At 68.6% G+C, this 23,257-nt stretch carries 15 protein-coding genes and 2 pseudogenes; 10 read left to right on the forward strand and 7 right to left on the reverse strand.

The features are described 5' to 3' along the window. The first annotated feature begins 19 nt into the window (after nucleotides 1–19). Entirely contained in the window at nucleotides 20–3,718 is a 3,699-nt protein-coding gene (locus OG293_RS23875) for a LamG domain-containing protein (protein WP_406000832.1), read from the forward strand. Between the two features lie 145 nt (nucleotides 3,719–3,863). Beyond that, nucleotides 3,864–10,343, forward strand: a complete 6,480-nt coding sequence (locus OG293_RS23880; protein WP_406000833.1) for an RHS repeat domain-containing protein — start codon at nucleotides 3,864–3,866, stop codon at nucleotides 10,341–10,343. A 199-nt stretch (nucleotides 10,344–10,542) separates the two neighbouring features. Here the strand turns inward: OG293_RS23880 and OG293_RS23885 are convergent, their stop codons facing one another. Next, the gene (locus tag OG293_RS23885) at nucleotides 10,543–11,013 is read right to left on the reverse strand and encodes an SMI1/KNR4 family protein (RefSeq protein WP_406000834.1); all 471 of its coding nucleotides are present in this window, start codon (nucleotides 11,011–11,013) and stop codon (nucleotides 10,543–10,545) included. 214 nt (nucleotides 11,014–11,227) lie between these two features. On the opposite strand from OG293_RS23885, the gene OG293_RS23890 reads away from it, so the two are divergent. The 3 genes from OG293_RS23890 (at nucleotide 11,228) to OG293_RS23900 (ending at nucleotide 11,987) form a co-directional block, all read left to right on the forward strand. Next, entirely contained in the window at nucleotides 11,228–11,404 is a 177-nt protein-coding gene (locus OG293_RS23890; RefSeq protein ID WP_406003861.1) for a hypothetical protein, read from the forward strand. Continuing rightward, nucleotides 11,374–11,454, forward strand: coding sequence for a hypothetical protein (locus OG293_RS23895; RefSeq protein WP_406003691.1), 81 nt, complete (start codon nucleotides 11,374–11,376; stop codon nucleotides 11,452–11,454). The genes OG293_RS23890 and OG293_RS23895 overlap by 31 nt, the downstream gene beginning before the upstream one ends. 167 nt (nucleotides 11,455–11,621) lie before the next feature. Further along, nucleotides 11,622–11,987: a hypothetical protein gene (locus tag OG293_RS23900; protein ID WP_406000835.1), complete on the forward strand. Its 366-nt coding sequence runs from the start codon at nucleotides 11,622–11,624 to the stop codon at nucleotides 11,985–11,987. Between the two features lie 239 nt (nucleotides 11,988–12,226). Here the strand turns inward: OG293_RS23900 and OG293_RS23905 are convergent. The 4 genes and pseudogenes from OG293_RS23905 to OG293_RS23920 all read right to left on the reverse strand — a co-directional run. Further along, a pseudogene (locus OG293_RS23905) lies at nucleotides 12,227–13,087 on the reverse strand (site-specific integrase). A gap of 49 nt (nucleotides 13,088–13,136) precedes the next feature. Then, nucleotides 13,137–13,508 (reverse strand): hypothetical protein, encoded by a 372-nt coding sequence (locus OG293_RS23910; protein WP_406000836.1) that lies wholly within the window; start codon nucleotides 13,506–13,508, stop codon nucleotides 13,137–13,139. Then, nucleotides 13,508–13,732, reverse strand: a complete 225-nt coding sequence (locus OG293_RS23915; protein WP_406000837.1) for a helix-turn-helix domain-containing protein — start codon at nucleotides 13,730–13,732, stop codon at nucleotides 13,508–13,510. The genes OG293_RS23910 and OG293_RS23915 overlap by 1 nt, the downstream gene beginning before the upstream one ends. Next, nucleotides 13,732–14,600, reverse strand: a pseudogene (locus OG293_RS23920) (replication initiator); the annotation flags it as partial. The pseudogene OG293_RS23920 and the gene OG293_RS23915, both read right to left, overlap by 1 nt. 176 nt (nucleotides 14,601–14,776) lie before the next feature. Here OG293_RS23920 and OG293_RS23925 point away from each other — a divergent pair. Further along, the gene (locus OG293_RS23925; protein WP_406000838.1) at nucleotides 14,777–15,352 is read left to right on the forward strand and encodes a Uma2 family endonuclease; all 576 of its coding nucleotides are present in this window, start codon (nucleotides 14,777–14,779) and stop codon (nucleotides 15,350–15,352) included. A gap of 74 nt (nucleotides 15,353–15,426) precedes the next feature. Here the strand turns inward: OG293_RS23925 and OG293_RS23930 are convergent, their stop codons facing one another. Then, nucleotides 15,427–16,491: a mechanosensitive ion channel family protein gene (locus OG293_RS23930; protein ID WP_406000839.1), complete on the reverse strand. Its 1,065-nt coding sequence runs from the start codon at nucleotides 16,489–16,491 to the stop codon at nucleotides 15,427–15,429. A 260-nt stretch (nucleotides 16,492–16,751) separates the two neighbouring features. Between OG293_RS23930 and OG293_RS23935 the strand changes: the two genes are divergently transcribed. Next, on the forward strand, nucleotides 16,752–17,288 hold the full coding sequence (locus OG293_RS23935) for an HNH endonuclease (RefSeq protein ID WP_142217192.1): 537 nt from the start codon (nucleotides 16,752–16,754) through the stop codon (nucleotides 17,286–17,288). Between the two features lie 102 nt (nucleotides 17,289–17,390). Here the strand turns inward: OG293_RS23935 and OG293_RS23940 are convergent, their stop codons facing one another. Continuing rightward, complete coding sequence (locus tag OG293_RS23940) at nucleotides 17,391–20,366, reverse strand: beta-N-acetylglucosaminidase domain-containing protein (protein WP_406000840.1); 2,976 nt, start codon at nucleotides 20,364–20,366, stop codon at nucleotides 17,391–17,393. A 241-nt stretch (nucleotides 20,367–20,607) separates the two neighbouring features. On the opposite strand from OG293_RS23940, the gene OG293_RS23945 reads away from it, so the two are divergent. Genes OG293_RS23945 through OG293_RS23955 form a run of 3 tightly spaced genes read left to right on the forward strand, consistent with a single transcriptional unit; the run spans nucleotide 20,608 to nucleotide 23,231 of the window. After that, nucleotides 20,608–20,802 carry a hypothetical protein gene (locus tag OG293_RS23945; RefSeq protein WP_406000841.1) on the forward strand — a complete coding sequence of 65 codons (195 nt, stop codon included), beginning with the start codon at nucleotides 20,608–20,610 and terminating at the stop codon, nucleotides 20,800–20,802. Then, complete coding sequence (malQ, locus tag OG293_RS23950; protein ID WP_406000842.1) at nucleotides 20,803–22,977, forward strand: 4-alpha-glucanotransferase; 2,175 nt, start codon at nucleotides 20,803–20,805, stop codon at nucleotides 22,975–22,977. 23 nt (nucleotides 22,978–23,000) lie between these two features. Further along, entirely contained in the window at nucleotides 23,001–23,231 is a 231-nt protein-coding gene (locus OG293_RS23955; protein WP_406000843.1) for a hypothetical protein, read from the forward strand. Nucleotides 23,232–23,257 lie beyond the last annotated feature (26 nt).

Below are 23,257 nucleotides of genomic sequence, written 5' to 3' on the forward strand. Positions count from 1 at the left end.
GCCTGCATGGAGACGAAGTGTGGCTCGCGCCGTGGGGGCGCTGTTGGGGGCAGCGCTTGTCGCGGGTGTAGCGCCCGCGTCGGCGCTCGGCGCGGCCTCGCCCGTGAAAGTGCCCGGCTCGGCTCCGAGGGCCAAGCAGTCCGCCGATCAGTCCGCGTCCGCACGCGCGGCGGCGACGGGGGAACCGGTCGAGGTGGTCGAGGAGCGCACCGAGTACGCGACCACGACGGCGAATCCGGACGGCACGTTCACGCTGACGCAGTCGACCCGGCCTCAGCGGGCCCGGGCCAAGGACGGTTCGTGGCGCGGCATCGACGTCACGCTGGAACGGCGGGCAGACGGCACGGTCGGCCCCAAGTCCGCAGTGGTCGCCCTCGCCTTCTCCGGCGGCGGCAGCGGCAAGCCGATGATCAGCCTCGGAGGCAAGCGGGGTTCGATGTCCCTGGGCTGGCCGGGGCCCCTGCCGCAGCCCCAGCTCTCGGGGGCAACCGCCACGTATCCAGAGGTCTTCAAGGGCGTCGACCTGAAGCTGACGGCGACCCCCGAGGGCTACCGCGAAGTGCTGGTGGTCAAGTCCGCCGACGCGGCTGCCAGCCCCCAGCTTGAGCAGATCAGGCTCTCCGTGAAGGGCGACGGCCTGGACATTGCTCCGGGCCAGGGCGGTGGCATCCGCGCGATCGACGCGGACGGCAACGCGATCTTCGCCGGGCCCGCCGGCGTGATGTGGGACTCCGCCGGAGACGCGGGCATGGCGCCGCAGCTGATGCGTACGGCCGTGACGCCCGGCGAGACAAAGCCGCAGGAGCCGAAGTCGCAGGACCCCAACCGACCGGGCGCGGGCGACGCAAGCGCCGAACTGCCCGTCCAGGTGGACGACACCGCGGTCGCGGTCAAGCCGGACCTGGGCCTGCTGCGGGGCGGGAAGACCGTCTACCCGGTCTTCATCGACCCGCCCATGGGCCTGGCGCTGCAGGAACGCACGGTCCTCTCGTCGGACGGCGACCGTTTCTGGGACTTCGACGGCGAATACGGAGTGGGACGCTGCTACCGCGTGGGCCCCTGGTACTGCGATGCGGACCACACCAACCGGATGTACTTCGAGTTCGCCCCGACCAACCTGGCCGGGAAGCACGTGGTGGACGCGGTCTTCCGCGCACATGAGACCTGGTCCTTCTCCTGCGCTCCGCACGAGGTGGACCTGTGGCGGACCAACAATATCTCGGAGGGCACCCGGTGGCCGGGTCCCGCGCAGGTGGACAAGATGGGCGACCGCAATGTTTCCGCGGGTCGCGGGAAGAACTGCACGCCTGAACAGCCGGACAGCTGGATCGAGTTCCAGGACAGCCCATCGGAGGGCGACGAAAATCTGACCTCCACTGTTCGGGACTTCGCCAACGGCAAGTTCTCGAGGCTGACGCTGATGCTGCGGGCGCAGGACGAGGGCGATCCGGACGCCTGGAAGCGGTTCGACGACAACGCCGCGCTGCAGATCAACTACGTGCCCAAGCCAGGCCTTCCGACTCCTTACGGAGTGATCCCCGGGTTCGGAGCCTCCAGGCACTGCAACCCCGCGAACGACCCCTTGGTTGTCACCCGCCCCGATCCCATGATCGAAGCCGGTGCGCAGGCGCTGGTGCAGCCCGCGTCGAACGGCTTCAAGGGTTCCCTGCGTGTCTATTCCTACGCTGAGCGGTACGACCCGGTGGCGAAGAAGTACGTCCACACCTGGGACGCCACCACGCCCAGCACCGGCTACGACCCGGACGGCACGCTGGAATCAGTGCGGATGACGCACAGAGCGGACGGCATTCTCTATCGGGTCAAGATGCTTACCCAGTCGTACTGGACCACCGGCGGCACGACGTCACGCATGTCCTCGGCGTACACGCCGTGGTGCTACTTCAAGACGGATTTTCTGGCGCCCAAAGCACCTCGAGTGATTTCGCTGGGCCCCTACTCCGGCTGCACCAGTTGCGTGGGCGAAGGGGGTCCGGGGGAGCCCGGCACATTCCAGTTCAAGCCGAACACGTCCGATGCCGATGTCACGGGCTACCGCTTCTGGCAGGTGTCCATGACAGAAGCCAAGACGGTGACCGCTGCCGAGGCGGAAAAGATCACTGTCACCCCGACAGCGGCCGGAGAAGCCCGGCTGTTCGTGCAGGCCAAGGACGTTCGTGAACGCTGGGGCGACACGGCGGAGTTTTCGTTCAAGGTGAAGCCGGGACTGGGTGAGGTCGGCCGCTGGCGGTTCGCCGAGCCGCCGGAGGGCCGGGGTAACGGCTTGAGCGCAGACAGTGGGACCGAAGGTACACGCCACCATGCAGCGTTGACCGGTGGCGCCGAGTGGTCAGATCTCGCCAGAAGGGGGCGGAACGACTTCTCCCTCGGACTGGCGAGTACGGACCCGGCCAAGCAGCAGGCCTACGCGTCCACAGGGACCGCCCCCGTGGTGGACACCCGGGACTCGTTCACTGTCTCGGCCTGGGCCTACCTGACAGATGCGAAGTCCAATCGCGTCGTGCTCTCTGCGCCTGGTGACCAGGACTCGGCGTTCACTCTCTACTACTCGTCCCAGGACAAGAAGTGGGCGTTCAACCGGGGAGTGAAGGACGTGACCGGCGCAGCACACGTTGTCGCATACGGTGACGCGGCCAACGCGCCGGTGGGGGTCTGGACACACCTGGCCGGCGTGTTCAACACGCAAGGCAACGCGGACAGGGCGGACGACACCATTCAGCTCTTCGTCAACGGTCGCCCCCAGGAAAGCCCGGTGCGACTTTCCGGAGCTGTAGCAGCCTATGAGCCGTGGGCGACGACCACGGGTCTGCAGTTCGGCCGTACCAAGGCCAACGGAACGTACCAGCAGCACTTCCGAGGCCATCTGGACGAGGTCGCCGTGTGGCAGCGTGCTCTCATTCCGGTGGAGATACGGCAGGAGTCGGAGCTGGCCCAGGAGGGCGTTCCAGCCGTCGCTCTCGTGGCTGACTGGAACGCCGGTCGGGCCACTGGGGGCGAGATCCAGGATCGGAGCCAGTACGGACGGCCCGGATTGAAGCTGTCTCCCGAGGGTGCCCAGTTGAAGGCGAGTGAAGGGGGCGACGACACTCTGGTCCTCGATGGAGGCAAGGGATACGCCGCCGCGACGGGCCCGGTGGTGGACGAGACCGGCTCGTTCACGGTTTCCGCCCGCGTCCGGGTAGACCGTGCACAGTGGCAGGCCAAGCCGATCGGTTACCACGGGATGGTCGCCGGCCAGAAGAACGCCGGCGAGTCGTCGTGGGCACTGTGGCTCGACAAGACCGACCTGGACGAGGACGGGGTCGCTTCCTACATGTGGCGGTTCGAGCGCACAGCGGTGGACGGCACGGGCAAAGTGACGGCGAGGGTGCCACTCCCGGCCGACGATGTCCTTGGCGATGCCGGCTTCGACACGCCCGTCGACGTGACCGCGGTGTTCGACGCTGCGCAGACAGATCCCGCCGCCCCTGACGGCCAGTCGGGCAAGCTGCTGCTCTACATCGGCACCACACCACAGCTGTTGAAGCCGGACGCCGGCCTGACCGCAGCAGCGCAGGGGACGGGTGAGCTGGCGGCGGGCCGAGGGGCAAGCGGCGGCTCCACCGGGCATTACTTCGCAGGCAGCCTGGACCAACTGCGCATCTGGAGCGGCGCGATGACGGCGGACGGGGTCGCCACCGCCGTCGGTGGAACCACGTAGCGACGCTCGAAGGGCCTGGCGGTGACTCGATCGCCGCCTGGCCCGACCGCCTGGCCACGCCAGCGGCCTCTTCGGACATTCACAGATGACGACCCCGTCGGAAGCGGGGCGGAGCGCGGCCGGAACCGCGCCAATGGGAGCGGAAATGAACCAGCAGAGGACGCCACGTCGCGCCGGTCGCGCGAGACCGGGCAGCAGTCGTTGGATGCAGCGCATCGCAACGCTCACCGGGTTGAGCCTGATACCAGGCCTCTTGACACCGGCGACCTTCGTCGCTGAGGCGAAGCCGCTGGAGATTTCCAAGCCTCCCTCTCCCCGCGAAGACCACGTCCGACCGCTTGCACCGAAGGCCGACACCACTGCAGCAGCGGCATTGCGGCGGTCGGCTGAAGCGCGCCGCCGGGATGCCCAGCGAGCCCGGACGGACCAGGAACGCGAAGTCACCTGGCCATCGGCGGGCACAGCCGAAATGACGCTCCCCGCCAAGGGCGCTGCTACCGCCACTCCTGGTTCACTTCCCCTCACTCTCACTCAGCCGGCCGCCTCCAAGGGGGCCAGGTCCAAGCCGACCTCTGCTCGGTCGGTAAAGGTCCGCGTCCTCGACCAGAAGGCGGTGGCCAAGCTCGGAGTGAAAGGCGTCGTGCTCAGCGCTGCGGGACCGACCGAAGGCGGGAGTGTTCAGCTCGGCGTCAACTACGCCAAGTTCGCTTCGGCCTATGGCGGTGACTGGGCCGGGCGTTTGCAGGTCCTGAAGCTGCCGGCCTGCGCGTTGACCACTCCTGACCAGGCAAAGTGCCGCAAGCGCTCTCCACTGGGTTTCACCAACGAGCGTGCCGACCAGCGGCTCACCACCCAGCTTGCCTTCAGCCCCTCGGCGGCGAGCGGTGAGTCGATGGTGCTGGCTCTCGCGGCCGGCACCAAGTCCGGCTCCGGCGACTACAAGGCCACGCCACTCGCAGCCTCCTCGACATGGGAGGCGGGTGGCTCGTCGGGCTCGTTCACGTGGTCGTATCCGCTTCGCACGCCGCCTGCTGCGGCGGGCCCGGCTCCCGATCTCAAGATCTCGTACGACTCAGGCAGCGTCGACGGCCGCACGGCTTCCACCAACAATCAGGGCACCGCCATCGGCGAGGGCTTCGACGTGACTTCGTCGTACATCGAGCGCAAGTACGGCTCCTGTGACGACGACGAGCAGACCGACAAGTTCGACCTGTGCTGGAAGTACGAGAATGCCTCTCTGGTTCTGAACGGCAAAGCCACCGAGCTGGTCAAGGACGACACCAGTGGCCAGTGGCGGCTGAAGGACGACGACGCGTCCACGGTCATTCACCACGCTGACGCCGACGGGGCCGACAACGGCGACGACAACAAGGAGTACTGGACGGTCACCACCGGCCAGGGCACCAAGTACCACTTCGGTCTGAACAAGTTGCCGGGTTCCACCACGCAGGCCACCCAGTCGGTGTGGACGGTTCCGGTCTTCGGCGACGACGAGGGTGAGCCTGGCTACAGCCAGAGCAGCAACTTCGCGGGGCGGGCCGAGAAGCAGGCCTGGCGTTGGAATCTCGACTATGTCGAGGACACTCACGGCAACGCTTCTTCCTATTGGTACGCGGCCGAGTCGAACCACTACGACATGCTCGGTGACGACACGACGGGCACGGAGTACGTACGCGGCGGAATCCTCAAGGAGATCCGCTACGGGCAGCGCAAGGGCACCTTGTTCGCCTCTCCGGCGGGCTCGAACCGGGTGCTGTTCGACTACGCAGAGCGCTGCGTCGCGTCGGGCACGGGTTGTGACTCGCTGACCGAGGACACGCGGGACAACTGGCCGGACGTGCCCTTCGACGCCGAATGCAAGGCCGACGTCAAGTGCACCGGAAACGTCGGCCCCAGCTTCTACACCCGTAAGCGCATGACCGGCATCACGACGCAGGCCTGGGACGCGGCGGCGGCGACCCCCGCCTACGCGCCCGTGGACACCTGGGAGCTGAAGCAGACCTACCTCGACCCCGGCGACACCGGAGATTCGACCGACCAGTCGCTGTGGCTGTCGGAGATTCGCCATACGGGACAGCGGGGTACTCCGATCACCCTTCCGCCCGTGACGTTCGGACACGAGTACCGTCCGAACCGTGTCGACGGCGCGACAGACAACATCCTGCCGCTCAACAAGCCGCGCCTGTACACGATCACGTCTGAGACGGGTGCCCAGACGATCGTCAACTACATGCAGGCCGACTGCCTGGCCGGCCAGGCAAAGCCCAAGGTCGACGAGAACACCCGCCGCTGCTACCCGGTCTACTGGTCACCCAACGGAGCCAAGGACCAGACGCTGGACTGGTTCCACAAGTACCCGGTCGCGTCGGTTCGCACCACGGCCCCGAAGAGCGGTTCGGAAGCCGTCCAGCACACCTACACCTATGCGGGTGGCGGTGCATGGCACTACAACGACGACCCCATGACCCCCACCAAGCACCGCACCTGGTCGGGCTGGCGCGGCTTCGAGAAGGTCACCCACCTCACGGGGCTGCCGGGCAGGACTCAGTCCAAGACCGTCACCGTCTTCCTGAGGGGCATGAACGCCGACCGCGTCCTGGGCGCGGACGGCAAGAGTCCTGACGCCGACCGACGGAAGGCCGTCACGGTGACAGGTGTCAAAGCCCCTGAGCTCACGGACACTGAGCAGTACGCGGGCTTCACCCGTGAATCCGTGACCTACAACGGTGCCCAGGAAGTCTCCGGAACCGTCAACGATCCGTGGTCCAAGCGGACCGCCACACAGCACAAGTCGTATGCCGATACCGAGGCACATTTCGTTCGCACGGGTGCCACCCATGCCCGTACCAACGTGACGAGTACTGGCACACCGAAGGACCGGATACGCACCACGGAGACGCTGTACGACGCGTACGGGATGCCCTATCAGGTCGACGACAAGGGCCAGGACGACATTGACCACGACGAGAAGTGCACGCTCACTTGGTATGCACGCAACGACGCGGTCGGCATCAACTCTCTGGTATCCCGAACGCGCACCACGGCGGCAGCATGTGTCGCCAACCCCCTGTTGAAGTTGCCGGCCAAGTCCACAAGCCCTGGCCCCGTCATCTCCGACACTGCCATCGCCTACGACTCAACAACGTGGTCGGCCTCGCAGGAACCGAACGTGGGCGAGGTGCGCTGGACAGGGCGAGTCAGTGGTTACGCCCTCGGACAGCCTATTTGGCAGAAGACAAGCACCATCACCTACGACGTCCTCGGCCGTCCGCTGAACGTTAAGGACACCAACGACAAAACCATCACTACCAGCACCTACCTGCCGACGGCTGCCGGACCCCTGACCTCCACCACGGCTACCAACGTCAAGGACCACACCACCGCCACGCTCGTCGACTTCGCGACCGGTGCCGCCAAGAAGATCACAGACCCTAACGGCAAGGTCACCGAGTCCAAGTACGACGCTCTTGGTCGAGTCACTGACGTGTGGCTGCCGAATTCTTCCCGAGCGGCCGGGAAGAAGGCCAACTACGTCTACACGTACAGCCTCACGAATTCGGCTCTGCCCTGGGTGTCCACGGACACCATCAAGGGCGACGGCTCGGGCTACAACACCACCTACGAGATCTACGACCCCTTGCTCCGCCCGCGACAGGTTCAGACGGCCTCTCCTGCCGGCGGCATGACGGTTGCCCAGACCGTCTACGACGAACGCGGCCTTGCAACCATGTCCCAGACAGACATCTGGGACAGCGACACCGAGCCCTCGGGGACGCTGGTCGAGATCGACGGCGGGCAGCCGCCTCTGCAGACCACCACCACCTACGACGGCGTCGGCCGCGCCGTCACGGCGGTCACCAAGGTCCGGAGCACTGACCGCTGGACGATCAACACCACGTACGCGGGCGACACGGTCACGACCAGCGCACCGGCAGGAGGCCAGGCCACCGCGGTCGTCACCAACGCCTTGGGTCAGACCACGGAACGCCGGGAGTACGGCGGTCCTGAGCCGACCGGAACCCCCACCAAGACCTTCTTCACCTACACCCCCGCCGGTCAGCAGGACACGATAACCGGCCCTGACCAGGCAAAGTGGACCTACACGTACGACCTGTTCGGCCGTCAGACGAGTGCCGCCGACCCCGACAAGGGGATGAGCACTACCAGTTACAACGAACTCGACCAGGCGGTCAGCGCCACCGATTCCCGTGCCAAGACCCTGCTCACCGAATACGACGTTCTCGGACGCAAGACCGGTCTATGGGACGGCAAGAAGACCGACTCCACGAAGTTGGCGGCTTGGACCTTCGACACTCTGGCCAAGGGGAAGCCTGACACTTCCGTCAGGTACGTAGGCGGCGCAGGCGCAACCGGCAAGGCCTACACGAGCAAGGTCACCGCCTACGACCCGATGTACCAGGCTACGGGGAGTCAGCTGATCCTCCCGGACCGCACGAAGGAGCCATTGGTCGAAGCCGGCGTTCCGCAGACCCTGTCCTTCTCGGGGAGCTACAACCTCGACGGCACGCCCAAGCACACCGCCTACCCCGCCGTCGCGGGACTCCCCGCTGAATCTGTTGCGCCGGGCTACGACTTCAAGGGCGTGGGGCTCCAGCACACCTTGACGGGTACGAGCGGCTACCAACTCGGTGCCTCCTACTCGGCACTGGGCGACACGTACCGGCTGGCGATAGGCACGGACACCTCCAAGGCCATCAACCTTGACTATGAGTACGAGGACGGCACCCGCCGACTCAAGCACTCCTGGGTCAACGACCCTCAGCGTGTCTACCGGTTGCAGGATCTTTACTTTGCCCAGGACGACGCGGGGAACGTCACCTCGATCTTCGACAAGACGGATCTGGGTGGCACGGGCAAGACGGACTTTCAGTGCTTCGCCTACGACGGCCACCGCCGTCTGACCGAGGCTTGGACTCCGAAGACGGCAGAATGTGCGGCGAGCGGCCGCACGACGGCGAACCTGGGCGGCGCGGCGCCGTACTGGTCCAGCTACACATTCAACGACGCGGGACAGCGGAAGTCGGAGACCCGGCACGCGGCGTCCGGCGATGTCACGACCGCGTACACCTACGGGACGGCTCGAAAGCAGCCCCATCCACTGGCCAAGACGGTTGCCGGTACCAAGACCAATGACTATGTGTACGACGAGACGGGCAACACCACGAGCCGCCCGGGTACTCAGGCTCGGCAGACTCTGATCTGGAACACCGAAGGCGAGCTTGTCGGCACGACCGAACCTGCCGTCGGCACCAAGCGCGCGACCGGCACGAGTTATCTCTATGACGCCGGCGGCGAACTACTGATCCGTCGAAACACCACCGGCGACGGCGACACGGTGCTGTACCTCGGCGGCAATGAAGTCCGCCTCACCACACAGGGGGCCACGAAAAGTCTGTCCGGCACTCGCTATTACTCAGCGGCAGGCCAGACCATTGCAGTGCGGACCGCCACCGCAGGCACCACCGGCAGCAAGCTCAATTTCCTGGCGGGTGACCACCATGGCACCTCCAGCCTGGCCATTGACGCCACGACGCTTGCCGTCACCAAGCGCTACACCACTCCCTTTGGCGCCCCTCGCGGCACTAAGCCGACGGCATGGCCCGATGACAAGGCATTTCTGGGCAAGCCAGCCGACGCCACCACAGGTCTCACCCACATCGGCGCCCGCGAATATGACCCAGGCGTCGGCCAATTCATCAGCGCCGACCCGCTTCTTGAAGTAGACGAGCCGCAAACCCTCAACGGATACGGCTACGCCGCACAAAACCCCGTAACGCTCACCGATCCCACCGGCCTCGGCATCGACGACGGCACCGGCCACACCGAGCGTCCAGGCAAACAGTCGGGTGAAGGGACCGGGAAGTCGCGCGGCGGTACCCACTCAGGCAGCAGCGGGACTGGTGGAACAGGATCGACCAGCAGTGGTGACGGCGGCAGCAAGGCACCGGTTTCGAACAATCCGTCGGGCCTGCGAGCAATCAACGACCCTAAGAACCTACCCAAGCTCCCCAACGCTGAACTGCGTGACCTGCGCACGGGCTACCAATTCGAGACGGCTCTTTCAGTGCTCAACAAGGAATACGAAAAGAGCGGCTGGTCGTACGGCCAATTCAATGCAATCATCTCCGTTGCCGGAGTGACAGGCGACGACGGAGTCACCGTGAACCGGGTCGTTGTCCTGATGAGCAAGGGAAAGCTATCTCCCAGCGTACTTCAAACACTCGGACAGACCGGAATCCCTGTCCTGCAGGTTCAGGCAAATGCAGGACTTACGGGTAAAGGTCATTCTGAGGGTGCGGGAGCGGCTCTTCGAAAGAGCCCCGCACTTCAGAAGGAGTTTCTCGGAGGGAGGCTCGGGACGGTTCACACCGCACTATCGCCCAATAACGTCTGCTCAACAACATGTGGCAGAGACATATCGGAATATGCCAGGGTCCCCATCCCGGAAGGGACAAACGGCCTGATCGAAGGGAAGATATATGACAAGGCTATGAAGGACAGGCTCGGCAACATGCTCGGCACTCGCAGAGTGTTCCAGCAGGTACTAAGAAGCGGAACGCTCTTCGGAATGTTCAGGATCACACCAGGTAGTCGTCAAAAATAGATATCATCGCGCCTACAGCGTGAATCTCCTGGGGCCCTTCCCTTTCGGTCGGGCCCCAGGCCACAGAAGTCACGAACGCCGTCCAACAGGCCGACGAAGCCGCTCCCGAAAGTCCAGCCATCCGGTGGACACGGAAACGCTGCGGCCTGAACCCACCGTTGGTCATCCACCCGGCCGTGCACGGTCGGACCCTTCGATGTCAATGCGCAGGTTCGCTGTCGAGGATGCTGTGGACAGTCAGCCTGCCCGCCATGGCCTCGACCAGCCACTCCGCCAAGTTGATCCCCTGTGGCCAGATTTCGCCCTCGTGGTTGCACCACATCGGCCCGACGGGATCGCGGAAGTCCACCAAGGACCAGATGGTGCATCCCCAGTCGTACACCGGCACCAGACCGGCGGGGATCAGGCCGGAAGGATCCGGTCCCTCTTGGTAGAGCTCTGCGAGGTCATTCCAGTCGGCCTGGGGAGCACCACCACGCACGCCCAGGATGCCCTGGGGCGGGCCGAAGCCTCCGTTCGCCACCTCCAGGTAGAGGCGTCGGAGCAGGGGCGTGAGCGGGAAGCCGATCGTCCGCTCCGCCTCCATGACCGCCGCCAATGTCGCTGGGGCGGGCAGGTCGCCTGCTGCAGCACGATTGCGGACTGCCTCGACTGCCTCATCATCCATCATGGAGAGCACCTTTCAGACTCTGACCTTAAACATCACCAACAACCCCAGGGCTGGCGTCCCCGAGCACTCAAGCTGGCAATAGCACCGCCGTTCACGCCCGGGCCCTGTCACGAGGCATCCAGCCTAGCCCTGGCCCAAGGCACCGTGTCGCTCGGGTCAAGATGTCCCCCTCGTCGTCGGCGTGGCCAAGTTGGGCAGTTCGCCAGTTTCAGCCTTGCCCGCAGAACTCCAGGACGTCGTCGACGACCCGCTCGCCCCGTCGTTCCGCAAATGGCGCGAGGAGTGCCCGGGCCTGTTGACCTGCCTCGCGACGGTGAGGATCCCCGTGATCCACGGGGCCGGCTTCATCCCCTGGTCGGCGTGCTCGCCATCTGCGCCGCTGCGGTCCTGACCGGTGCGACCTCTCTGCTGGCGATCAACGAGTGGGCGGCTGACGCCTGATAGCCGGTACTGGCCCGGCTCGGCGCCCGCCGCGACCTCTTCACCGGCTGCCACCAGGCCCCTGCTGAGGCCACGATCCGCCGGGTGCTCGCCCAGGTCGACGGTGACGTACTCGACCGCGCCGTCAGCATTGGCTTGCAGTTCGATGCCCGCGGGTCAACGGGCGGTTGCTGCGGGCGATCGCGGTCGACGGCAAATCTCTGCGCGGCGAGATCTCCGCCCAAGAGGTGGAGGAAGCCTTTCGGCTCCTGCAGTTCGTGCCCATTCCTGAGGCCCGTCAGCTGCGGGACAAGTTCGCTGCCGTTCTTCGGCCGGTGTGTTACTGGGCGTCGTCGCGCACCGCGCGGTACTCCAACTACCCGGTCTGGGGCCCATGCGGGGCGTTCGTCGGGGCACCGAACGAGCGCTGCGTCGAGCACCAATGCCCGCTGCCCGCTGACGTCCCGGATCCCTTCCCGGACCGGTGCATCGTGGCTTTGGACGAGGAACTTGAGGACTCCCGCTGGGTGCGCTACTCCGGCGGGCTGCGCTGACCTGTCGACCGTCGGGCGGGAAGCGACCGGTGTGCACATCACGATCCGCGCGACAACGAACTGTGCGGCTACCCCGTGGACTAGCGCTCGCCCTATTTCTTCATGTTTCTCCGGGAGGGTTGAGATGGCCTCCGTACCGCCTAGGTCACACTGCCGTGTGAGACAGCAAACTTGAAGCCCCGCCGAAAGAGGGTCCGGCGGGGCTTCAAGGGCGTTTGACGGCAACGGTGACGGCAACGTCAGCGGACGGCTGCTGTGGCGGGTGGATCGTCCGGGTAGTTGGTGGTGCTGCCGAGTGCGTCGGTGAGAGTGTCAACGGCTTGGCGTTGGAGGCGGAGCCGGACGTGGGCGTAGACGCCAGCCGTGACGCCGATGTGGGCATGGCCGAGTAGTTCTTTGATGACGACGAGGTCGACGCCTTGCTCCAAGAGCAGGGTGGCCGTCGAGTGGCGCAGGTCATGGAAGCGGATGCGACGCAGTCCTGCACGGCTGAGGAATGCCGCGAAGCGGACGGGTCATGTTGGCTGGGTCCAACGGGCCACCTGTCGGCGTGGTGAAGACGAGACCGCTGTCCCCCCAACCCACCCGGCCGCCTTGCGCTCTTCTTCCTGTCGATCCTGGTGGTCACGCAGTGAGTGAACGCACTGGGTCGGCAGCGCGATCCGGCGTTTGGATGCTCGGGTCTTGGTGGGAAGGACAGGCAGGCCGTTGGTTCGGGTCCGCTGGAGTGAGCGGCTGATGCTGGCGGTGCGTGCGCCGAGGTCGAGGTCTTCCCAGTGGAGGCCGAGGAGTTCGCCTTTGCGGAGTCCAGTGCGGAGGGCGAGTTCGTACAGGGCGTGCAGCCCGTCCTTCCGGGCCGCTTCAAGGAGCTGGCGGGCCTCGGCCGCTGTGAGGGGCTGGAAGCGTCTCGGCCGGGGTGCGGTGGTCTTGACGTTCCGGGCGACGTTGCGTGGCAGTTCGTCCTCGCGGACGGCGTGTTCCAGGGCGGACTTGAGGACCGCGTGGACGTACGTCACGGTCAGTGGCGACAGCCGCTTCTCGCAGCACCGGCCGATGGCGCAGCAGCGCCGCCGGTTCGTGTCCGTTCCTGGTTGCAGCACTGGCAGGTGGTGCGGAGCCCGTCGAGGAAGGTGCGGACGTCGCGGGTGGTTAGCCGGGCGAGCTTCTTGGCACCGAGGCCGGGTTGAGGTGCAGGCGGATGGAGGCGGCGTAGCGGGTGTGGGTGTTCTCCCGCAGGTGGTGAACGGCGACGCCGTCCAGCCAGTACGCGAGGTAGGCGTTCACGGTGCTGTCGGCTGCGGCGATGGGGAGGCCGCGGTTGCTGGCGGCGATCTTCTCGGTGAGCTTGGTCATCGCGTCTTTACGGGTAGCGCCGTAGACCCGGACGCGCTTACGCGTGTTGCCGGGGGCCAGCACGTATCCGGCAGCTTCCCATCGTCCGTCCTTGCGCTGGTAGACGGTCCCGTCTCCGTTCGCTCGGGTGCGGGAGCGGCGGGACGAAGCGGGGTGGGCTGTGGTCATCAGGCGGCTTCCTGTTCCAGGCGAGTGCGGATGAAGTCGGCCAGCGCGTGGGCAGGGATGCGTCGGGCGCGGCCGAGGGTGATCGAGGCGAGTTGGCCGGAGCGGAGCAGGTCGTAGACGGCGGAGCGGCCGAGCTGAAGGCGGGCCATCACCTGGGGCACAGTGAGCAGATCCAGCACCGGTGCCGCCTCCAGGTGGAGGGCGGCGAGCGGGGGTGAGGTCATCAGCAGCCCCCTTCGGCCGTGAACTGCCGCTCCAGTTCTCTGCGGTGCCAGACGTGGGCGGCGAGGAGGGCCGCGTCAGGGCTGTAGCCCGAGCCGAGGTAGTCCCAGTGGCCGACGACGAGGGTGGTCGTCGGGTCGAGGTCGGGCAGGCCGGCGTGGCGCGGGACTGTTCGGTGCGCCAGGCGCGGCGGGCGGCGCGCAGCGCGCCGAGGGTGGTGGAGTAGCGGCGGGACTTGGTGGAGAAGTGGCCGCGGAAGCCGAGCATGTGCGCCCACTTCCAGAGCTTGAGTTCGGTGAACTCCGGCAGCTTGCCCAGCTCCCAGCAGGTGCGGATCATCTGTCGCACGTGGCGTGCCACCGCGAGGCGGGGCAGCGGCCGGGCATGCCCGGTGCCGCCGCAGGCGGTGCACGGGAGCGGGGTCCCGTGGGGTAGGAGGGTCGCGCCGCGTCCCTGGCAGGGGCGGCAGAACAGGGCATGGTCGAGGATGCCGGAGGCGTCGGCGGACTTGGTGGCGTACTTGGCCACGTAGGCGGCCACGGCCTGGTCGGTGAATTCGGCATCAGTGCCGAAGGCCGTGATCTCGCGTACGTCGAGCTGTTCGCCCCAGCCGAGTTCACGTTCCCCGACCGCATCCGACTCGACCGTGACGTGGACCCGTACGGCGTCGGCGAGCACGGCGACGGTGGCGTACGGCGGCGGGGGCTGGCTGTTGCCGTCTGGCCCGTCGAGCCGGATGACGGCGTGGAAGCGGACCAGGCCGCGCTGTTGGTACTCGGCGACCTTGGCGAAGGAGATCCGCAGGACCGCGTGGGCGGCCTTCTGGGTCATGTCGAGCCGGGCGGCGATCTCACGGCGCAGGTAGGTCGTCCGGGGCGTGGCGGACGCCGCAGCGGCCCGGGTATGGCGGCTCGGGAAGCCCCGCCCCAGCCAGTCCGGGCGAGCTTTGGCTCCTCCGGGACGAGCAGCGGCAGGATCCGTGAGCAAGCGAAGTGTCACAGCTTGTCACCTAGACTCGATACGACACCCGTCCGCGAGGAGTCTCCATGGACGCCCAGACCTACCAGCGTCTGCGCTCCATCGCCGACGAACTGCCCATAGAGCCCCCGGTCTGGGCCATCGAGATCGATGACGCCGGCATCACGTTGATGAGCAGCCCGGTCAAGCGGCACGAGCTCATCACCCTGCGACTGCGTCGGCAGCTCGATGCCCAGTTGCTCGCCACACATCCCGGGGTCGTAGCCCACAGCGGGCCGGAGATCGAGTCGCCCGCCATACAGCGCATGCGGCGGCCCGACCTGCTCGTGCTCCCCGAGTCCGCCCTGGACGAGGACGATGCCTACGTCGATCCGGGCGACGTGCTGCTCGTGGCTGAGATCGTCTCGCGCTCGAATCCCGAGAACGACTACGAGGACAAGGCGCGGGACTACCCGGCCATGGGGATCCCCATCTACGTGATCATCGATCCCCGAAAAGGTACGGCCGCGGTCCTCACCGCCCCCGGGCCCGGGGCGGAAGGCACCCGGTACCGGTCGCGCCACGACTACGTCTTCGGCGACACCATGGCAGTCGGGGCCTGGAGCGTCGACACCGGGCAGTTCCCGACCTACGAGAGCCCGTAGGGGCTGGCCGCTCCCGCAAACAACGAGGGCCCCTCCCGAAGGCGAATTCGGGGGGCCCTCCTTGTTTGTTGACGCTACTTCGCCAAATTCCCCTGCGGCGCCAGCGGCGTCGCCGCCACCGACTGCGGGCTTGTCGCCGACGCGAACGCCGACGGTGCCGACATGCCCGCCGTCGGGTCCGCCGCCGGGGCGTCCACCGCCACCGGCGGGAGGCCGCCCACGATGCGGATGCCCGCCTTGTCGAACGCCTGCTTGATGCGCCAGCGCAGCTCGCGCTCCACGCCCAGCGCCTTGCCCGGCATCGTCTTCACCGCGATCCGGACCGTCATCGAGTCCAGCAGGACCTCGTTCAGGCCCAGCACCTCCACCGGGCCCCACAGCATCTCGTTCCACGGCTCGGCCTTCGCCAGGTCCTCGCCGACCTCGGCGATCACCGCGCGGACCTTGTCCAGGTCCTCCGAGGAGCGGACCATCACATCCACCGTCGACGTCGCCCAGCCCTGGCTCAGGTTGCCGATGCGCTTGATCTCGCCGTTGCGGACGTACCAGATCTCACCGTTGTCGCCGCGCAGCTTGGTCACGCGTAGGCCCACCTCGATCACCTCGCCCGAGGCGACGCCCGCGTCCACGCTGTCCCCGACGCCGTACTGGTCCTCCATGATCATGAAGACGCCCGAGAGGAAGTCCGTCACCAGGTTCCGCGCGCCGAAGCCGATCGCGACACCGGCCACACCCGCCGAGGCGAGCAGTGGGGCCAGGTCGATCTTGAAAGCGCCCAGGATCATCAGGCCGGCTGTGCCCAGGATCACAAAGGAGGAGACCGAGCGCAGTACGGATCCGATGGCTTCCGAGCGCTGCCGACGGCGCTCCGCGTTCACCAGCAGGCCCCCGAGGGCCGTTCCCTCCACCACCTGGGCGGAGCGGTTCATCCGTTCTATGAGCTTGGTCAGCGACCGGCGCAGCACCATGCGCACCACCAGCGCGATCACCAGGATCAGCGCGATACGCAGGCTGGTGTTCAGCCAGGTGGACCAGTTCTCCTCCACGTAGCCCGCGGCGTCTCCTGCCTGCTTGGCGGCCTCGTCGAGCGAGACCGGCTCGGTAGACGGATCGGCGGCCAGTAGGGCGGATAGGGACACGGTGGGAACCTCCAGGCATTACGACGGCAGCAACCACCCTAACGGGGCATTGGGTGTGCTCCGTTGCGGTCTTCGCGGGAGAGACGAGGCTCACCCGCGGACGAAACTGGGCGCAGTCATGCGGTCGCAGTCCTGTGGTTGAAAACACCTCGAGCCCGTTACCTGTACGTGGTGGCGCTCGGACCTGGCATGAGGAGACACTGAGAGCAGATCGTCCCGGCGCGAGCCACGCGCCGCCGGCGTACAAGGAGGCATCCACCGTGCCGCACGTTCTGGTCCTCAATGCGTCGTACGAGCCCCTCGGCGTCGTACCGCTTCGCCGCGCGCTCATCCTCGTCCTGGAGAACAAGGCACTCTGCCTCGAGGAATCCGGCGCCTTCATGCACAGCGCGACCCGTGTCATCGCCGCACCCAGCGTCGTACGGCTGAAGCGGTTCGTCCGGGTCCCCTACAGGGGGCCCGTTCCTCTCACCCGCAAAGCACTCTTCGCCCGCGACGGCGGGCGCTGTATGTACTGCGGTGGCGTCGCAACCAGCGTCGACCATGTCATTCCGCGCAGTCGCGGGGGTCAGCACGCCTGGGACAACGTGGTGGCGGCCTGCCGCCGCTGCAATCACGTCAAGGCGGACCGTCATCTGCGGGAGCTGGGGTGGCGTCTGCACCAGCATCCGGCCCCGCCGAGCGGGCTCGCCTGGCGGATCATCGGGACAGGGCATAGGGACCCGCGCTGGCTGCCATACCTGCAGCCGTACGGCGCGGACGACGCGATGGCCCGGATCGACGGCATCTCCGCCTGAGAACCGGTGCCATCTTTTTATTGGCTCGGTTTCAGTGGCTTGGTTTCAGTCGCTCGGTTCGCCTCGGGGCCGAGCCCCAGGCCCGCGCGCGGCGCGGGTCGCTCACTGCGCCACCGCGTACGCCTCCACCGACCACAGAGAGTAGCCGTACTGTGTCGCCCTGCTCTCGCCCTGCACCCTGATGAAGCGCGTGTCCCGGTTGTCCATCCGCACCGCCTCGCGGCCCCCCGCGCCGTCGTCGACGCTCGCCGCCGTGCGCCAGGTGCGGCCGTCGGGCGAGACCTGGATGCGGTACTTCCTCGCGTACGCGTCCTGCCAGTGCAGCACCACCTGGCCGAGTCGCACCGGGCGGGCCAGTTCCAGCTGCCACCAGGCGCCGTCCTCGACGGGTGAGGACCAGCGGGTCTTCGCGTCGTCGTCGATCGCCGAGGACGCCGGGAAGTCGGGCGTCTCGTCGCCGGACGAGGAGGCGACCGAGCCCGCGGATCGTGCCAGGTCGGGACCTGCCGTGCGCGGATAGGCGCGGACCGTGAGCGTGCGTTCCTCGCCCGCGAAGGAGAGCGGTACCCGGTACTCCCCTGCCGGGGTGCCCGCGGGGACCGTGACCTCGACCGGCACCGTGGTCCGCACCCCCCGCGGGAGCGTCGTCCGCTTCGGGACCGTGACCTTGATGCCCGCCGGGGCCTGGGCCGTGAGCTCGCCCCGCACCTCGACCGGGCGGCGTGCGGTCAGCCGGACCCCGGTGCGCTGTGGGCGGCCACCGATCTCCGCGTCGGTCTTGCCGCGTACGAGATCGAGACCGGCCATCGGTTCGTCCGCGAACCAGGGCACCAGGGACCGTACGGCCACGGGCCGCTCGCCCGTCCGGGAGATCCGCACGGCGTCCACCCGCAGGCCCTTGGTGTCCGCCTGGGCCCAGCCGCTCGGCGACAGTCGGCCCAGCGCCCGCCAGCCCTCACCCGGGACGTGTGCCTCCAGGACTCCGGAGCCCGCGGCGGACGGCTCGGTCATCGCGGTCACCGCCGTGACCGGACGCGGCCGGTCCAGCCACACCGTGTCGTCGCCTGCCGTCTTCGCGAAGCGGTCCGCGCCCGTCCAGGCCGCCGACTCCTTCGCGGCCCGTTCCAGGAACGGGTCGAGGACTCCCTTGCCGACCGTGGCCGGGCTCGCGCCGAGCGATCTGCGCAGCGGCTCCAGGTCCAGCGACGCCCGCCAGGCCGACGCGCCGTCGCCGCGGGCCTGCGCCTGGAGCATGTCGACGGTGAGCTCACCCGCCCGGCCGTACCGGGCCAACTGGTCCAGCCAGGGTGCCACTTCGTCTTCGAGCCGACCGCCCGCCGACCGCTCCAGCCGCTTCGGACTCTCGCGCATCACGGTGAAGGCCGCCCGCAGCGAGGCGGCGGCGCGGTCCCTGGCCGCCGTGTCCGTCGTGGTGCGCGAGCGCCAGAACTCCTTCAGGAGCGGCTGGAGATAGCCGGACTCGGCGGGGTTGAGCATCGAGGAGGAGTGGTTGCCCGCCAGCGCCACCAGGGCGTCGCGGGTCTTCGGGTCACCGCCCGCGAGGTCGGATATCGCGGCCTGCCAGGACTGCCCGGGGCGGTAGCCCTTCGGGTTCCAGGCGTAGTCGGCCGCCGTGAACAGGGGGATGCGGGAGGCGGACGCCTGCTCCATGGCGTTGGCGAGCAGCGCGACCGAGCCGGTGGCGACGGCGGGCTCGCGGCCCGTGTACGGGCCGAGGAACATCCGGTCCTGCGCGTAGTCGTTGACCGGGTAGTTGTCCATGGTGACCAGGGGGTGCCCGAACACCTCGCGGGCACCGGCCAGTTCGCTTCCGGTGATGGTGCGCGGCACCACGCCCACACCCGTCCACGCCACCTGGACCCGGGAGTCGAGGGCGCTCGCGAGGGCCTGCCGGTAGTCGGTGGCGCCCTCCTGGTAGAACTCCGTCGGCATCAGGGACAGCGGCTGGGCGCCCGGGTGCCGATTCGCCAGATGCCGGGCCACCGCGCCCGCGACCCGAGCCTGTGCCCGGGCCGCCGCTTCCGCGCCCGAGCCGAACGCGTCGGTGTCCCGCCCGCAGTGCCACTCGCTGTAGCTGACGTCCTGGAACTGCAGCTGGAAGGCGCGCACACCCAGCGCCCACATCGCGTCGATCTTGCGGTTCAGTGCCTTGGTGTCGGCGCCCTCGGCCAGACACATCTCCTGAGCGGGCGCCACGGCCCAGGCGAGCGTGATGTGGTTGCGCCGGGCGCGCTCGGCGAGTTCGCGGAACTGGGCGCGCTGGGCCGCGGGGTACGGGTCGCGCCAGCGGGCCTGCCGGAAGGGGTCGTCGCCGGGCGCGTACAGATAGCGGTTCTGCTTGGTGCGCCCCATGAAGTCCAGCTGCGCCAGCCGCTCCTCATGGCTCCACGGCTGACCGTAGAAGCCCTCCGTCATGCCGCGTACGGCCGTGCCCGGCCAGTCGCGTACGACAACTCCGGCGACGGTCGTACGGGCGGTGCCCGCGGCCGTCTTCCCGCCGGTCCCGTTCGTGCCGCCCGCCGCGGTCCTCCGCTCGATCAGCTGGCGCAGCGTCTGGGCGCCGTGGAAGAGGCCGTCGTCGCCGACGCCGTCGAGGGCCACCGTGTCGCGGCCCTGGACCTGGCCCACGGCGATCCGGTACCCGCCGGCGGGGAGATCGGCGCGTTCGCGGGCGCGCAGCGTGCGCAGCGCGTCCTGCGCGCCGCTCCCGCCGACGCGCACGACCGGTCCCCGCCCGGGCAGGTCGGTGTAGAGCGTGTTGACGCCGGATTCGCGCAGCGTCTGGTGGATCAGTTCCACGGCGTACGGGTCGGCACCGCGGTCCGCCACGACCGTCGCCTCGTCGCCGAGCACGACCGCCGGACCGGACGCGCGCATCGTCTGCGGACGCGGCCAGACCGTGGGCAGCGCACCCGCGCCCTCGGGGTCCTTCGCGGTACCCGCGGGTGAGCCGGGGTCGTCGGGAGCCGCCATGGCGCCGTGGGCGCCGCCGAGCAGGCTGCCGATGACGGCGACCGCGACGGCTGTCGCGGTTCGCCTCCTGCGCGCGAGCCGCACGCCCGTCTCCCCTCGTCTCCCCTGTCGTACCGGTCGGTTCGAGCCCACCACCACCGCACGGAGGGTGTCAATCCGGGTGGCCGTTGTGCCCCTTTTGCGGGACGCAATGGGGGGTTTGATCCAACTGCCGTACGGGAAACCGATGGTGATGCGGAACACGTCGACTGATCGTGGACGTCTGCGGTCGCGCCCACTGGGTAGGGCTGCTGTATCCCGCTACCGTCCGCTTGGAGTGACCGCCATGGCCGCATCCGCACACCTTCTGCTCTCTGCCCTGTCCAAACAGGTCCCGGGCCCCGGCCCGCTGACCAGCGAACCCCCGCTCGCCGACGCCGCACCGCTGACCAGTGAGCCGCCGCTCGCCGAGGCCGCCCCCCTCACCAGCGAGCCGACAGCTCCTGCCACAGCGGGCGGCACGGAGTCCCCAGGAGTCTGAATGGGCCTTGCCCGGCTCGCCGCGCTGCACGGAGTCGCCACCACATACGCGCCCTCCGCGGGTGTGACCGTTCCCGTCCCCGAGGCCACGGTCGTGGCCGTGCTGGCCGCGCTGGGCGTCGACGCCTCGACCCCCTCGGCGTTACGGGACGCGCTGGACCGCGCCGAATCCGCCGCCGCGGACCGGCTGCTGCCGCCGACCGTGGTGCTGTGGCGGGGCGGCGGAAAGGTTCCGTCCGCGTTGTCGGAGCTGCCGGCGGGCACGGTTGTGCGGGTGGAGCCGGAGGACGGCACCGAGCCGCCGCGCCGGGTGGAGCCGGAGGGCGGCACCGAGCCGCCGCGCCGGGCGGGGCCGGAGGGCGGCACCGAGCCGCCGCGCCGGGCGGAGCCGCCCCTGGACGCGCCCGCGCGCGACTGGGATGAACTTCCCCTGGGCGTTCACCGATTGCTCGCCGAGGCTCCCGACGGGCGGGCCGCCCGCTCCACCCTGATCGTCGCGCCCGCCGGCGCGCCCCGGCCCGCAGGCCGCTCGCACGGCTTTCTCGTGCAGCTCTACTCCCTGCTCTCCGCCCGCTCCTGGGGTATGGGCGACCTCGGCGACCTGGCCGAGCTCGCGACCTGGTCCGGGCGGTCGCTCGGCGCCGGTTTCGTCCAGGTCAACCCGCTGCACGCGGCCGTCCCCGGCGCACCCACGGACCCCTCGCCGTACCGCCCCTCCTCGCGCCGCTTCCCCGACCCCGTCCATCTGCGGATCGAGGACATCCCCGAGTACGCCCACGCCGGCGCCCCGGACCGGCAGCGCCTCGACGAACTGCGCGAGAAGGGGGCCGAGCTGCGCGCATCGGTGCTGGACAAGGGTGCGCTGGTCGACCGGGACGCCGTATGGGCGCTCAAGCGCGAGGCCCTGGAGATCGTGCACGGTGTCCCGCTCGGACCCGGACGCCGCGCCGCCTACTGCGACTTCCTCGCCGAACAGGGCCGGGCCCTGGAGGACCACGCCACCTGGTGCGCCCTCGCCGAGGTGCACGGCTCCGCCTGGCGCGACTGGCCGGCCGGACTGCGTGACCCGCGCTCACCGGAGACCGCCCGTGCCCGGTACGAACTGATGGACCGCGTCGACTTCCACTCCCGGCTGGCCTGGCTGACCGACCGGCAGCTGGCCGCGGCCGGGCGCGCGGCGCGCGAGGCGGGCATGGGCGTCGGCATCGTCCACGACCTGGCCGTCGGCGTGCATCCGGACGGCGCGGACGCCTGGGCGCAGCGAGAGGCCTTCGCCGCCGGGATGTCCGTCGGCGCGCCCCCGGACGCCTTCAATGCCCGCGGCCAGGACTGGGGCCTGCCCCCGTGGCGGCCCGATGTACTGGCCGCCTGCGGGTACGCCCCGTACCGCGGACTGCTGCGCGGCCTCCTGCGCCACGCGGGCGCGCTGCGCATCGACCATGTCATGGGCCTGTTCCGCCTGTGGTGGGTCCCGGAAGGCAGCCCGCCCACCGACGGCACCTATGTCCGTTACGACGCCGAGGCGATGCTCGCGGTCCTGGTTCTGGAGGCCCACCGCGCGGGGGCCGTGGTCATAGGGGAGGACCTCGGCACGGTCGAGCCGGGCGTGCGTGAGGCGCTGACCCGGCGGGGCGTGCTCGGTACGTCGGTGCTCTGGTTCGAGCGCGACTGGAGCGGCACCGGCCGCCCGCTGCCGCCCGAGCGGTGGCGGGAGGGCTGTGTGGCCACGGCGACCACCCATGATCTGCCGTCCACGGCGGCCCGGCTGACCGGCGAACATGTCGCGCTGCGCCACCGCCTCGGCCTGCTCACCCGCCCCCTGGACCAGGAGCGCACCGAGGACGCGGCGGACGTCGCCGAATGGCTGGGCCTGCTCGGCGGCCTCGGTCTGCTGCCCGAGGGCACCGGCGACGAGGAGGGTCAGATCCGCGCGGCCTACCGCTTTCTGCTGCTCACACCCGCCCGTATGGTCGGCGTGTGGCTGCCGGACGCGGTGGGCGACCGACGCCCGCAGAACCTCCCCGGCACCTGGGACCAGTATCCGAACTGGCGGCTGCCCCTCGCGGACGCCGAAGGGCGGCCCGTCACGCTGGAGGGGCTGGCGGCCTCGCCCCGGCTGCACGCGCTGATGGAGGTCTTCCGTTCCCGTACGGCACCCCCGGGCGCGCGGCCCTGACCGCCGTTCGCTAGTTTGGCACCGTGGACAAGAAGAACGCTTTGCGCGCCGGCACCATCACGGCCGGTACGACGCTGATGATGCTGCTCCTGTCGTCGCCCGCGCTCGCCCTGACCCGCGATGACGGCGACGACCCGGGTCCCGGCCTGAGCGTGGCCCAGACGGTGGGTCTGTTCGTGGCGACGCCGGTGGGGCTCTTCCTGCTGATCGTGGGCCTGGTCATGGTTCTCGACAAGTCCAAGAAGCAGAGCTGACCCTCTCCTCGCGGCGGAGCTGACGG

It is taken from the genome of Streptomyces sp. NBC_00829, from assembly GCF_045161795.1.
In the GTDB taxonomy this organism is placed as follows: Bacteria; Actinomycetota; Actinomycetes; order Streptomycetales; family Streptomycetaceae; genus Streptomyces.